The sequence below is a fragment of the Paenibacillus sp. FSL R7-0210 genome, assembly GCF_038009085.1.
Lineage (GTDB): Bacteria > Bacillota > Bacilli > Paenibacillales > Paenibacillaceae > Paenibacillus_AQ > Paenibacillus_AQ silagei.
Genome location: NZ_JBBPAR010000001.1, coordinates 609,828 through 623,273 on the forward strand (window position 1 = coordinate 609,828; position 13,446 = coordinate 623,273).

11 protein-coding genes are annotated in these 13,446 nt (G+C 49.4%); 9 read left to right on the top strand and 2 right to left on the bottom strand.

Annotated elements, in window-relative coordinates; all coding sequences use genetic code 11:
- Positions 1–150 precede the first annotated feature (150 nt).
- From hrcA to MKY64_RS02720, 5 genes are all read left to right on the top strand, one after another.
- Positions 151–1,182, top strand: a complete 1,032-nt coding sequence (gene hrcA / locus MKY64_RS02700) for a heat-inducible transcriptional repressor HrcA (protein WP_036732236.1) — start codon at positions 151–153, stop codon at positions 1,180–1,182.
- Positions 1,183–1,231: 49 nt separating this feature from the next.
- Positions 1,232–1,819 (top strand): nucleotide exchange factor GrpE, encoded by a 588-nt coding sequence (gene grpE / locus MKY64_RS02705; protein ID WP_036732234.1) that lies wholly within the window; start codon positions 1,232–1,234, stop codon positions 1,817–1,819.
- 73 nt (positions 1,820–1,892) lie between these two features.
- Positions 1,893–3,740, top strand: coding sequence for a molecular chaperone DnaK (dnaK, locus tag MKY64_RS02710; RefSeq protein WP_209872159.1), 1,848 nt, complete (start codon positions 1,893–1,895; stop codon positions 3,738–3,740).
- Positions 3,741–3,858: 118 nt separating this feature from the next.
- The gene (dnaJ, locus tag MKY64_RS02715) at positions 3,859–4,986 is read left to right on the top strand and encodes a molecular chaperone DnaJ (protein WP_209872156.1); all 1,128 of its coding nucleotides are present in this window, start codon (positions 3,859–3,861) and stop codon (positions 4,984–4,986) included.
- 94 nt (positions 4,987–5,080) lie between these two features.
- Complete coding sequence (locus MKY64_RS02720; RefSeq protein WP_340950793.1) at positions 5,081–5,353, top strand: hypothetical protein; 273 nt, start codon at positions 5,081–5,083, stop codon at positions 5,351–5,353.
- 227 nt (positions 5,354–5,580) lie between these two features.
- On the opposite strand, the gene MKY64_RS02725 is transcribed toward MKY64_RS02720, so the two are convergent.
- Positions 5,581–5,892 (bottom strand): hypothetical protein, encoded by a 312-nt coding sequence (locus MKY64_RS02725; protein WP_340950795.1) that lies wholly within the window; start codon positions 5,890–5,892, stop codon positions 5,581–5,583.
- Between the two features lie 723 nt (positions 5,893–6,615).
- Entirely contained in the window at positions 6,616–10,752 is a 4,137-nt protein-coding gene (locus MKY64_RS02730; RefSeq protein WP_340950797.1) for a S8 family serine peptidase, read from the bottom strand.
- A gap of 508 nt (positions 10,753–11,260) precedes the next feature.
- Here MKY64_RS02730 and MKY64_RS02735 point away from each other — a divergent pair.
- The 4 genes from MKY64_RS02735 to MKY64_RS02750 all read left to right on the top strand — a co-directional run bounded on the left by MKY64_RS02735 (position 11,261) and on the right by MKY64_RS02750 (position 13,423).
- A complete protein-coding gene (locus MKY64_RS02735; RefSeq protein ID WP_340950798.1) occupies positions 11,261–11,620 on the top strand; it encodes a hypothetical protein in 360 nt (119 codons plus the stop codon).
- Positions 11,621–11,660: 40 nt separating this feature from the next.
- Positions 11,661–11,840: a YfhD family protein gene (locus MKY64_RS02740; RefSeq protein ID WP_036732220.1), complete on the top strand. Its 180-nt coding sequence runs from the start codon at positions 11,661–11,663 to the stop codon at positions 11,838–11,840.
- Positions 11,841–11,962: 122 nt separating this feature from the next.
- Complete coding sequence (locus tag MKY64_RS02745) at positions 11,963–12,337, top strand: hypothetical protein (protein ID WP_339250305.1); 375 nt, start codon at positions 11,963–11,965, stop codon at positions 12,335–12,337.
- 174 nt (positions 12,338–12,511) lie between these two features.
- A complete protein-coding gene (locus MKY64_RS02750) occupies positions 12,512–13,423 on the top strand; it encodes a methyl-accepting chemotaxis protein (RefSeq protein WP_339311119.1) in 912 nt (303 codons plus the stop codon).
- Positions 13,424–13,446 lie beyond the last annotated feature (23 nt).

Sequence of the window (13,446 nt, forward strand, 5' to 3'; positions counted from 1 at the left end):
AAATCTTGCTTTGACTAAAATAGGCGCAATCAAGTTGCTGAACTCACTTGACAATGCCGAGGTCAGTTTGGTATTTTTGTATTAGTGGTTAGCACTCATCTCACTAGAGTGCTAACGAATCGGAGCCACAGCCGGATAGGAGGGAATAACATGTTAACTGAACGCCAGAGAATGATACTGAATGCCATTGTCGATGACTATATTTCTTCCGCTGAGCCGGTAGGCTCGCGCAGTATCTCGAAACGCGGGGATGTGGGCTACAGTCCAGCCACGATCCGCAACGAAATGGCCGATCTGGAGGATCTGGGTTATCTGGAGCAACCTCATACGTCGGCAGGGAGAATCCCGTCCCATAAGGGCTACCGCTATTATGTGGATCATCTGGTACCGTGGAATTCCGCCGAAACGGCCGAACTGGGCACGATCCGCGCTTTTTTCGCCGAGAAGCTGAATGCTACAGAGCAGGTTATCCAACATGCGGCAATGATCCTGTCCAATATGACGAATTATACTTCCATCCTGCTGGGACCGGAGGTTTTTCATACTTCATTGCGCCATTTCCAGCTGCTCCCGCTCGATGACAAGACCGCTGTGGCGATTATCGTTACCAGCACCGGGCAGGTAGAGAACCGGACCGTGAGTCTTCCTCCGGAGATATCTGTCTCCGAGATGGAGAAGGTCGTGAATCTGCTGAACAGCAAGCTGGTCAATGTACCGCTCTACAAGCTGAAGAGTCAGCTCTATTCCGAGCTGGGCGAAGAAATGCAGCGCCACATCTCCCATTATGAAGAATTAATGCAGGTGCTGGATAAGGCGCTGGAAAGCGACCATGATCAGCGGATTTACTTAAGCGGAGCCACGAATATGCTGACCCAGCCGGAGTTCAAGGACGTCGACAAGGTGAAGACGATTCTCGATCTGCTGGAGGAGACGCCTACGCTGCTCAAGATGCTCACCCCGGCCAGCAGCGAAGCAGGAATGCAGGTGCGCATTGGTACAGAGAATAAGCATGAGGCTTTTGCCAACTGCAGTCTGATTACCGCCACTTATTCACTGGACGGCAAGCCGCTGGGGAGCATCGGCATCCTGGGTCCGACCCGTATGGAGTACGCACGTGTAATGGGTATTCTGGGTATTCTGTCCCGGGATTTGACAGCAATGCTGGCACACTGGTATAAGTGAACAGAGTGTACTAGTCCATCGCGAATGATACTAAGGAGGTGAAGACAACTTGAAAGAGGAAGAGGTTCAGGAAATGAATGAGAAGAATGACCCCTCAATGAATGACAATCTTGCGGCTGAAGAGACTGATACCACAGCAGACAGCGGCTCATTCACGGCTGAAGAGGCCGGCGAGGCGGCTTCAGGCAATGAGGAATACAGAAAGCTGCAGGAGCTTGCAGATGAACATCAGGCGCGTACCTTGCGTGTGCAGGCTGATTTCGATAACTTCCGCCGCCGGACCCAGAAAGAAAAGGAAGAGCTGGCGCAGTACGCAACATCTAAGCTCGTAACTGAGCTGCTCCCGGTAATGGATAACTTTGAACGCGCACTGGCGACTCCTGCAGCAGGTGCAGACGCTGAAGCGTTCATCAAAGGCGTGAATATGATTTTCCGTCAGCTGGAGGGAGTCCTTAAGACTGAGGGGCTTACAGCTATGGAAGTGGTAGGGCAGCCTTTTAACCCTGAATATCATCAGGCGATCATGCAGGTGGAGAGCGAGGAGTACGAGGAAGGCATCGTGACGGAAGAGGTCCAGAAGGGCTATCTCCTGAAGGATAAGGTTCTTCGTCCGGCCATGGTCAAAGTCAGCATGTAGATCTGTTCTATATAAGATAATAAATATGGATGAAGCCCCGGGCTTCACATTATTTCTGAGGAGGCACATTACTGTGAGTAAAGTTATCGGTATTGACTTAGGAACCACGAACTCTTGCGTTGCCGTTATGGAAGGCGGCGAAGCCGTCGTTATCCCGAATCCGGAAGGCGCGCGTACAACCCCATCGGTTGTAGGCTTCAAGAAGGACGGCGAGCGCATCGTCGGTGAAACGGCAAAACGCCAGGCTATCACGAACCCGGACCGTACGATCGCTTCGATCAAACGCCACATGGGTACAGGCCACAAAGAAAGCATTGACGGCAAAGACTATTCTGCACAGGAAATCTCGGCAATGATTCTTCAGAAGCTGAAATCCGATGCTGAAGCTTATCTGGGCCAGACTGTAACTCAGGCGGTTATTACAGTTCCTGCTTATTTCAATGACAGCCAGCGTCAAGCTACCAAGGATGCAGGCAAAATCGCCGGCCTTGAAGTGCTGCGTATCGTCAACGAGCCAACGGCAGCAGCTCTTGCTTATGGCCTGGAGAAATCCGAAGATCACACGATCCTGGTCTATGACCTTGGCGGCGGTACCTTCGACGTATCCATCCTTGAGCTGGGCGACGGCTTCTTTGAAGTGAAGGCTACCAGCGGTGACAACCGTCTGGGCGGGGATGATTTTGACCAACTGGTTATGGATTACCTCGTAGCTGAATTCAAGAAAGAGCAGGGCATTGACCTGAGCAAGGACAAGGCGGCTGTTCAACGTCTGAAGGATGCTGCGGAAAAAGCAAAGAAAGAGCTGTCCGGCGTACTTACAACTACAGTATCGCTTCCGTTCATCACGGTAGTTGACGGAGTGCCTCAGCACTTGGAGATCAACCTGACCCGTGCCAAGTTCGACGAGTTGACTGCAAGCCTGGTTGAGCGCACGCTGGGACCTACACGTCAAGCGCTGAAGGATGCCGGAATGACCCCTGCGGATCTGAACAGAATCGTACTGGTCGGCGGCTCCACCCGTATTCCTGCCGTACAGGATGCGATCAAGAAGCTTACCGGCAAAGAGCCTCACAAGGGCGTTAACCCGGATGAAGTAGTAGCCCTGGGTGCTGCTGTTCAAGCGGGCGTACTGACTGGTGATGTAAAAGACGTAGTTCTGCTCGACGTAACTCCGCTGTCCCTCGGTATTGAAACTGCAGGCGGCGTGTTCACGAAGATGATTGAGCGCAACACTACGATCCCTACAAGCAAATCGCAGGTGTTCTCGACCTTCGCAGACAGCCAGCCTAGCGTGGAAATCCATGTATTGCAGGGTGAACGCGAGATGGCGAACGGCAACAAGACACTGGGACGCTTCATGCTGAACGAGATTCCACCGGCACCGCGCGGCGTACCGCAGATCGAGGTTACCTTCGACATCGATGCCAACGGTATCGTTAACGTCTCTGCTACAGATAAAGGCACCAACAAGAGCCAGAAGATCACCATCACTTCTTCCAGCGGTCTGAGCGACGCAGAAGTGGAACAGATGATGAAGGATGCCGAGCTGCACGCTGAGGAAGACCGCAAGCGTAAAGAACTGGTCGAAGCTAAGAACGGTGCTGACCAGCTCGTATACTCCACAGATAAAGTAATTAAGGATCTGGGTGACAAGGTCGATGCTTCCGAGATCGACAAAGCGAATGAAGCCAAGGACAAGGTGAAGGCTGCACTTGAAACCGACAACCTGGAAGAAATCACTGCCGCTACAGAGGCGCTGAATGAGATTGTGCAGCAGTTGTCCGTGAAGCTGTATGAGCAGGCTGCACAGGAGCAGCAGGGCGCTGAAGCGGGCCAGGATGCTTCTGAAGGCAATGCCAAGAAGGATAACGTGGTAGATGCGGATTACGAAGTGGTTGACGATGAGAAGAATCAAGGGTAACCTTAGACGATAAGTTCTATGGTGGTGAGAGGGAAGGTCAAGACCGGGGCATCCCGGGTTTTGGCTTTCCTTTTACCTTGTAAATGGGGAGAATTAACGATGTACGGAGGTGAAAGCAGTGGCAGATAAACGTGATTATTATGAGGTTCTGGGCCTCGGAAGAGATGCTTCAGAAGACGAAGTGAAGAAGGCCTATCGCAAGCTGGCGCGCCAGTACCATCCCGATGTGAATAAGGCCAGTGATGCTGAGGCCAAGTTCAAAGAGGTTAAGGAAGCCTATGATGTCCTGAGTGACGGGCAACAGCGTGCGCGGTATGACCAATATGGGCATATTGACCCTAATCAGGGAATGGGCGGCGGCTTTGGCGGCGGTGGCGGAGATTTCGGCGGTCTTGGTGATATCTTCGATATGTTCTTCGGCGGAGGCGGTGGACGGCGTGATCCGAATGCCCCACAGCGCGGCGGCGATTTGCAGTATACGATGACCATTGAGTTCAAGGAAGCGGTGTTCGGCAAAGAGACCGATATTACCATTCCGCGCACGGAGACCTGCGATACCTGCTTCGGCTCCGGAGCCAAGCCGGGTACGAAGCCGGAGACCTGTTCCGTCTGCCACGGCAGCGGACAGCAGGAATTCGTGCAGAATACACCGCTTGGACAGATGCGTAACCGCCGTCCCTGCTCCCATTGCAGCGGCACAGGCAAAATTATCAAAGAGAAATGCACCACCTGCGCAGGCCAGGGCAAGGTGAAGAGACAGCGCAAGATCCATGTGCGTATCCCTGCCGGTGTCGATGACGGTGCACAGCTGCGCATGACCGGTGAAGGCGAAGGCGGCACACGCGGCGGCCCGGCCGGAGATCTGTACATTGTGATCCGTGTGAAGAATCATGATTTCTTCGAGCGCGAGAACAACGATATTATGTGCGAGGTTCCCTTGACGTTCGCTCAGGCGGCACTGGGTGACGAGATTGAGATCCCAACGCTGACCGAGAAGGTGAAGCTTAAGATCCCGGCAGGAACCCAGACCGGTACCTTCTTCCGCCTCAAAGGCAAGGGGGTTCCGCATCTGCGCGGCAACGGCGTCGGCGACCAGCATGTCCGCGTCATCGTAGTCACACCTAGCAAGCTCAGCGATGAGCAGAAGGACCTGCTCCGCCAGTTCGCCTCCTACAACGGAGAGAACACGCATGAGCAGGAACAGTCTTTCTTCGACCGTGTGAAGCGGGCGTTCCGGGGAGACTGAAGGATAAGGAATTTATAGTGTAGCAACTAGAGCAAGCCCCCAATCTGGAAGAGGAGATTGGGGGCTTTTTGCTAATAACGAATAAGGAGGAGCTATGGATAAAAGAGTGGAAGAAATCATTGCTTCACTTGATGCTTTCAGCATTGAAATAGTGGTACCACTTAGAAAAAAAGTAATTAACAAAACAGCATTCAGTGAGCTTTTTGGATTAATGAGTGAATTGCAGAAATTACTTACTAATGAAAAATGGATACAGAAAGAATTAGTGGAAAAATTATTTCACATATATTCCAACTGGATATGCAGGCTGGTTATGTTAAGGAGGAAGAAGTTAAAAATGAATTCACTGCTTATCTTACTAAAATGAGAAGCAAGATGAGAGAAATCTTTGGCAAGAGGGTGCAAGATACTGAGGAAATTTCAGTTCAAGAGCTTATAGATAATTCGGATTTTGCTAACTTACAAGAAATTATGGATGAATTTAAGAAGTTATACGAGTAGTTTTGTCTAATGTCTTCATATACAAAAGTAAAGCCCCTTCACTTCCCGTATGGGAAACGAAGGGGCTTTATCCTTAGTTTTATGTTTAACACTTTAACGCATTACTTCTTCTTTTTCGATTTCAATTATTTCTTCATCTGCAACTTTTCTATGTTCATAAAGTTCAAATTTACTTCCTACAAAAAGCAAATTTCCTGGTGCCTTCTCAGGAAACAAAAATTCTATATTACAGAGTGTTTCATAGTTATCATAGTTTGAAATAATATTTAGTACAACACTCCAATCCCGATCTGCCACATCATAATGAAAATGTGCAGCTGTTGAATAGTTTATTAAAGGAAACCTCTTTTTCCCACCTTGTTCCGTTGGAATCCAGCTAACTCTAGCTACCACCTTATTATCCATGTTATTTAATCACCTTTACCTTCCCGAACTAGTGTTTAGACCTTCTAGTCCATCAGAATTAAACAAGCGATTTCATTCCATAAAAGCGGTGAAGTATGAAACTGCATTCGTAGTGAAAAAACAGGGATAAGTGTATTCTGTACAACTAAAAACAGTGAAACGGATGGACATCCTCTTCTAATTGTATTTTGTGCAACTACATTTACCCGGGTGGACGAAAATCCAGGTATAGGGGCATTTTAATTGCACGAACTACATCTAAACGGAGATTAGGAGGCATATCGGACGATTTAGTTGTACGAATTGCAATTAAGCCTCCCCCTTGCCCCTAATCGGGGTGAGGTAACCACTCAGCAAACCATTAGTTAAAGTAATTTTCATACGTTTAGAGCTGACGAGCTACTAGGTTAAAACAATATACATAGATGTAGGATATTAAGATTTTAGCATAAAATGCTTCCTTTTCCTTATAACGAATAAGGAGGAGCTATGGATCAAAGAGTGGAAGAAATTATTGCTTCACTTGATGGGATTACCATTGAAATAGTAGTGCCGCTCAAAAAAAAGTGATTAACGAAGCAGCACTCAGCGAGCTTTTTGGATTAATGGGTGAATTGCAGATATTACTTAATATCTACTGTCTTCATAAACAATAGTAAAGCCCCTCCACTTCCTGTCCAGGAAGTGAAGGGGCTAAATGTGTTACTCTTTGCGCGGAGCGTCCTACTGAATCAACCCGCTCTTGCTCAGCAATTCATAGAGTGCAGCGGCTGCTGTCTCACGGGTTGCCGGAGCTGTTGGATTGAAGGCAATGCCCGTTTCGCTGGCGAAGATGCCGGCTTTGGTCAGGGCTTGCAGACTGTCCTTGGCGTAAGGGGCTACCTTAGCGTTGTCGGAGTAGGTTGTGAACGAAGGATTAGCAATAGCCTTCAGTTCAGTGCCTGTCAGTTTCACTGCTCTGTCCAGAATGACAGCGAGCTCCTGACGGGTTACCTTCTGAGTTGGAGCAAACTTGCCATTGCCGATACCCAGAATCAGGCCGGCCTTGGAGGCCGCAGCTACATCCTTGGCGTACCAATCCGTTGATTTCACATCGGAGAAGGTTACGCTGGCATCGGTACGCAGACCCAGTGCACGGGTCAAGAGTGCTGTGAACTCAGCGCGGGTCAGATTGCTCTGCGGCGCAAAAGTTGTTGCCGAGGTTCCCTGAATAATCAGTTTGTCGGCCAACGTCTGGATGGCAACCGCTGATTTGGAATTCGCGATGTCTGTGAAGGCTGCTGCCGGTTTGCTGACTGCTGCATACACGGAGAAGCCTGGACGGCTTACGGTCACAAGGGTTGTTCCATCGGCTTGCGGGGTGAAGACAGAAGCAACCGGGGTCACCAGTCCGTCTTTCTCAAACAGTACGCCTGCGGTCTTGGATTCAATCTTGCCAGGTACAGTAAAGGTGCGCTTGATGAACACGTTGGTTGGAACGTTCAAGTAAGTGCTGCCTGTAGCTGTAGTCCATGAAGCTTCATAGGATACCGGGGTTCCAATAACCTGGGCACCCGGAGTACCTGCAATCAGCTTGCTGGCTGCGTCTGGCTCTTGCTTAATTACTAGCTTCAAGCTCTGGCCTGCAGGGGAAGCGGCTAATAAGGATACCGGCAAGGCTACAGCAGATCCGCCAACATTCACGATAAGGGTGCTGCCTGCTTGAATGGCGGACAGTAATTTCACCTGATCAGCAGTCAGGCTCAGTTCAGCAGACTTATCTGAGATGCTGATCAGAGAGATAACAACGGCTGTCTTGACAGTAGCGGCTTTGGCCAGAGCGGCCTTCAGATCGCTGTCGCTCACGGTTACTGTCGTTACACCATCCTTCGATGCGGTTAGAGGTGTTACCGTTACTTGCTGAACGCCTTCTTCAACAAGGGACTTCACAGGTTCTGGAACCACCACAGGTGTTGGCGTAACTACTGTACCGCCACCTCCACCACCGCCGCCGCCATTGTTTCCACTGTCAGAGACAGTGATAAAGCGGAATGAGGTGTAGGTACTGTAGTATTCATCATTGTTATAGTCAATCTTGATCGGTTTGGTGTTATCTTTGGCTTTAATGCCGATAACCTCAAGCTTGTAGACTCCATCGGTCAGACCGGCCACCGCAGGGTTGCCGTAAGCATCCAAGATTGGATCACCATTGTGGTCATATGGGTGATAGGTGGATGATACAACCGTGCTATAGTTCCCAGGCTCGAAGAACTTATCCGGCGCACCGGTCGTGGATACCTGGAAGGAGCCTTTCTTGATATCATCCAAGCCAATCAGATTTACTTCATAATAGTTAATATCATCTGCTTTCAGCTTGTAGTTCAGAACAGCACTTGAATTGGTATAGACGATCGGCTGGCTCAGTGCAGCTTCCTGAATGCCTGTACCCCAATCAGGTTGTTCGGTCGTCTTATCTACATTGATTGCAAACGGCAAGTGCAGAGTTGGCTGTCCTGCTGCTTCCAGGACGACATTACCTTGCAGCATTTGCGGCACGGTATCAGCAGCGACGGTAACCTTCAGGTTGAACGTGGAGGCACCTTTTGCGGCGGCAGTTACCGATGATTTGTCGAGCGTCGCAGATACATGCTTGGGATCACCATAGTTCCATTCCACGGAAGCAGAATAGGTAAGCGCAGTATCGCTCATATTCTTTAATTGCAGCACTTGGCTAGCTTCAGAACCGGGAAGCAGGGTGCCAAAGCTTGTAGACGGATTGTAGTTGATTACATTCTGCGGGACAAAGTTCTTGTCCAGAATAGAGATCGGCTCTATCGATTGCAGCAGGGCCGGAGTGATGATGGCATTTTCTACATTGGCGCGTCCAGGACCTTGAAGATAGAAATCTTCAGGCGCATCCTGGTAGAACACAGGATCTGCTGTGTTGGCCAGAGCGGCACGAATGTCTAATGGTGTATAAGTTGGATGTGCCTGCTTGATCAGCAGTGCCAAGCCTGCTACATGCGGTGTTGCCATACTTGTACCACTAATACGATTGTATGCTTTGGAATAATCAGTTCCTGGATGACCTTTGCCATAAGCAGGCCACGTAGACAGCACTCCGTCACCAGGAGCTACGATGTCCGGCTTAATGCTTAATTTACCGTCGAAGTTCGGTCCTAGTGAGGAGAAGCTGGTCACTTCATCGCCGGCGGTCATATCCATCGGATATTCGGAGCTGAAAGTAAAGTAAGCAGGTTTGTTGCCGTTAGCAACAATGGCTCTGGCTAAAGCGCGGCCTTGGGAGCCCTTCAGGTCCAGCGTAGGGATGTTGTCATATCCATCGCCAAGGTTGGAACCGATAAAGTCAGAACGGTCAGTATAGCTCTCTTCCAGAATAGCTACTTTCTTACCGTCTACTGTCTGGAAATTACCATTGAAGATCACAATAGCTTTGGCACCGTGAGCTTTGGCATTAGCAATCTTGTCTACAAAGGCTAGATCGCCACGGGATACCAGAACAACAGTTTTCTCACCGAAATTTCCTTCCGGGTAATCTTCATTTGCGCCTAAATTAGCGTAGAACACTTTAACCGGCTCTGTTCCAATAATATCGGCAAAGTCTGTTTGACCCAATTCATAGGCCATGACATGGAACGGATTATAGGTGTCATAAGTCACTGAAGTGACTGAACCCGTAATCTCTGCCTTGAACTCACCGGAGAACGCTTTGATAGGGCTATTAACGGCACCTACCGAAATTCCGAGTTGGGAGGCAGCAGGAGAACCCATGGAGAAATAACCTGCTTCTCCATTATTCCCATTTGCAATGACAGCAGTTACTCCAGAGAGAACCGCATTATTAATCGCGATGGAATCCGGGGAGTTCACATCCTTCTCGGAATCGGAGCCGAGCGACAGGTTGATGACATCCATGCCGTCCTTGACCGCACGTTCAATTCCGTCAATGACTTGAGCGGAAGATCCGGAGGAAGTGTTCGGCTTATCAATATTACGGCCCAATACTTTGTAGACATACAGGTCAGCCCCGGGAGCGACACCCTTCTGAGCCACATCGCCTTTAGCTGCATACTGACCGATGATCGTTCCGGCTACATGCGTACCGTGGTAAGTTCCCGCATAGCCTACGCCATACTCGGTATCTTCTTCAGGAGTCAGCGGAACTTCTTCATAAGGATCATTATCCTGATAGAAGGAGTCATAGCCGCCCTTATAAGCCGGGGCAATATCCGGGTGCGTATAGTCCACACCGGTATCAATTACACCGACCTTCAGTCCGGCCCCGGTGAGGCCTTGGTCAGCCGCCCAATCGGCATGAATCTGCTTCAGGGGAGCATTGTCGTTTCTGTAAGTCACTTCGGTCACTGTCTGATCAGGGAGAGCATACCAGGTGCTGTTCGGATAAATGGAAGACACGCCGGAAATCTTCGCCAGCTCAGGGATTTTGTCAGCCGGAACGGTGACTTCAAAGCCGTTCAGAATCGTGTCGTACTTGTAATTGACGGTCAGGTCAATCTTCTTGGCTTCAGCCTTATCCAGTACTTCTTCCTGTTGGCTGTTCACTGCAGCTTCAGTCGCTGTATTGGCGAGCGCTGTAATTCCTTGTCTGGCAGCATACTTGCCAACGGCAGCAGGCTGACCGCTGAGTTGAACGATGACCCGGACAAGATTTGAGGATTTGGTGTTAATTTGTGGAGAAATATAAGGCTGATTCGCTGGAATCAAGGCTGGAAGATGATTGCCTGATACGGGTGTCTTCAAGCTGCTGGCGGCGAATGCCGCGCCTGGAATCATACTTGCAGCCACACCCAATGATAAAGTTAGTAATGATAGCTTACGAGGTAATTTTGTCCACTCCAAATGTAATCCCCTCCACAATATGATGTTGGTTCTGGCTTACATCTCTCCTGCTACAGACAGTAGCCGGATTCTCCTTTTCTATTAATCCGGTTTATTTCCGTCAAGATTACTAGGAAAAATATTAAGAAGATTTTACCACTGGTTATTTGTAAAATCTACACAAAATTTATAGAGTTTTGAGAATGTTTTCATTTCATGCGGAATGTTATATGACACAAATAGACTTTTAAAACTACTATGAAGAAATTAAAAGACAAAAAAATACAAAATAACAGAGAAAAAAACAATTATCGTCATGAATACTGACATGAATGATGGTTGGAAAAACAGGGCTGAAATTTAGAAGTGTGGCTTCTGGATAATGAAATCTGCGGACTACAGCGGGTGAAAATCCAGAACTTCGCTGGAGTCACAGCCAACCCTAAATGTATAAAATCATGTCCGGAAATCCAAAATAGCCAAGTAAGCTTGTACGTTATGGACACCAGGCAGAAAGCGGGGAATTCCCATGTCTGAAAAAAGTATACTGGCCTACTTCAAAACCCCGGAGGAAGCGGAAGGGGTCTCCCGTAAGCTGCAGGCACTGCGTGCAGAGGAGATTTCCATTGACCGGTTCAGCAGGTTTGGGGGAAGCGGGCAGGAGCCGGGAGTAAATCCGGTTACCGGCAATTTGGCGAGCATGGATTCGATGATGGCCGTCAGTGACCATACGGGCATATTAGCTGCGGCGCATACGAGCGGGAGCGGAATGAGCCATGGCGGGGATGGCGGGCCTACAGGCAGAAATATTCTGCTGACGGTTATTGTAGATGCAGCTATTCATGGTCAGGCGATGTCACTGATTGAGGAAGCCGGCGGAATGATTTGAAGCTATGACAACCAGATTAAGTGGAGGCTGATGGCAAGCTATGGACAGAGAGAACTCGAAGATCTTTTCCAAAACCGAAAAAATGAAAATGCTCTATGAGGCGAAGGCCGAGGATGTTGAATTCTCAGCAGCTGAAGCAGATCAGGATGATATAGAGGCCATGGACCGTTCCCGTGAGGCTGATAAGCGGCAGCTGGGAGAGATTATGAAGAAAGAATAATTCGGTGAAGTCAAGAAGAGATGAGCAGACGAATTGTTGCTACGGATACCCTGCGTAAGTGGGGTATTTTTGTGTTTTGGCGTGTATAATGGAGTGATATGCGAGGCCGGGAGGATACATAAGTGAATACAGTGATAATGTGGGTAGGGCTGGCGCTGCTGGTGGCGCTGTTGACCTTCATGAACCAGAAGCAGGTCTATTCCTCGAAAGTGAAACGAGCTTACCGGGAGCTAAGAATGCTTGCTGAAAAGGTTCGAGCAGAGCAGTCGGAGGCGGGAGATCTGGAGAGCTGGGAAGCATCGTTTGCCGAGATGGAGAACCATCCGAACGAATTCAACAAGCTGGATAAGGAGATCGGCTTGCGCCAGGCCTTCGTCCAGTATCTGGAGCGGCATTATCCGCAGGATACGAGACTTCCAGAGCTGCAGGAAGCGGCTGCCTACCGGAAGGACAGCGTGTGGGGAATTAAGATGGGGGACTATGGCCCCAGGAAGTAGTCTGATGTAAATAGGGGACTAACCATCCTTGCTCTGAATAGGCTAAGTTGTTTAGACTCATTATTAATTGATATCATCCAAAGCGCTGGAACAGCCGTTAATAAGAGTAAAGTGAAATAAGCGAGAGTCGTCCGTATATCAGTTAAAAATTGAGATGTATAGGGAGCAGTCAACATGGAAAATCTAGCAGACCAAGCAGTTACAGACGAACTGGTTGTCAAAGCCTTGGAAAAAAACCTTGCCATGATCCGCTTTGACCTGGATCGGCGTGTCGCCTATGTCAATGAGATCTTTGCCCAGTCAGTGAAATACAAAGCGGAGGACATGTACGGCATGCAGCACAGCCAGCTGTGCTTCCCCTCATTCGTGAACAGTCCGGATTATGAGTTGTTCTGGCAGAATTTAATGGCTGGCCGGAGCTTCCAGGACAAAATTGAACGGATGGACGCAGAGGGGAATTCGGTCTGGCTGGAAGCTACATATATGCCGGTGTTTGATGAGACAAATACCCATGTCATCGGCGTATCCAAGGTGGCCACTAACATTACGGAGAGACAAAACAACATGAGCCATGTCGTGGAGCTAATGCAGGGCATGGCGGATAGCCTTAATCAGCGTGCGGACAAAGGAATTGAGCGGAGTCAGGAGCTGCTGCAGAGTATTGACAGGATTGCCGAGGTGTCGACTGAGAATACCGAAACACTGCTAAGTCTGCAAAAGCAGGCTGCAGCGATCCGCGGCGTAGTGCAGACCATCCGTGATATTGCTTCCCAGACTCATCTGCTTGCCCTGAATGCAGCGATTGAGGCTGCACATGCCGGAGAATTCGGCCGGGGATTCGATGTGGTGGCCAAGGAGGTAAGAAAGCTGTCTGCGATGGTGCAGGATCAGATTACCGAAGTCCGGGACAGTGTCCAGGCCATTACGGAAGAGGTCGGCAGAATATCAACGGGATTGAACCAGGTGCAGGATAATGTGCAGCTCAGCCAGCGGCAGATTCAAGTGGCGCTGGATGAATTCACGCTGATCGCTACCTCTGCACAGGAACTGGACAACCAGGCGCGCGAGGTCATGAATATTATCTAAGCTGTGCTTGCTCTGAAATTGAG

What these genes read in the sequence shown, in the direction of transcription:
- MKY64_RS02735 (WP_340950798.1), top strand. Translation starts at nt 11,261, where the DNA reads ATGTCTGAAAAAAGTATACTGGCCTACTTCAAAACCCCGGAGGAAGCG.
- MKY64_RS02750 (WP_339311119.1), top strand. Translation starts at nt 12,512, where the DNA reads ATGGAAAATCTAGCAGACCAAGCAGTTACAGACGAACTGGTTGTCAAA.
- hrcA (WP_036732236.1), top strand. Translation starts at nt 151, where the DNA reads ATGTTAACTGAACGCCAGAGAATGATACTGAATGCCATTGTCGATGAC.
- MKY64_RS02740 (WP_036732220.1), top strand. Translation starts at nt 11,661, where the DNA reads ATGGACAGAGAGAACTCGAAGATCTTTTCCAAAACCGAAAAAATGAAA.
- MKY64_RS02720 (WP_340950793.1), top strand. Translation starts at nt 5,081, where the DNA reads ATGGATAAAAGAGTGGAAGAAATCATTGCTTCACTTGATGCTTTCAGC.
- MKY64_RS02725 (WP_340950795.1), bottom strand. Translation starts at nt 5,892, where the DNA reads ATGGATAATAAGGTGGTAGCTAGAGTTAGCTGGATTCCAACGGAACAA.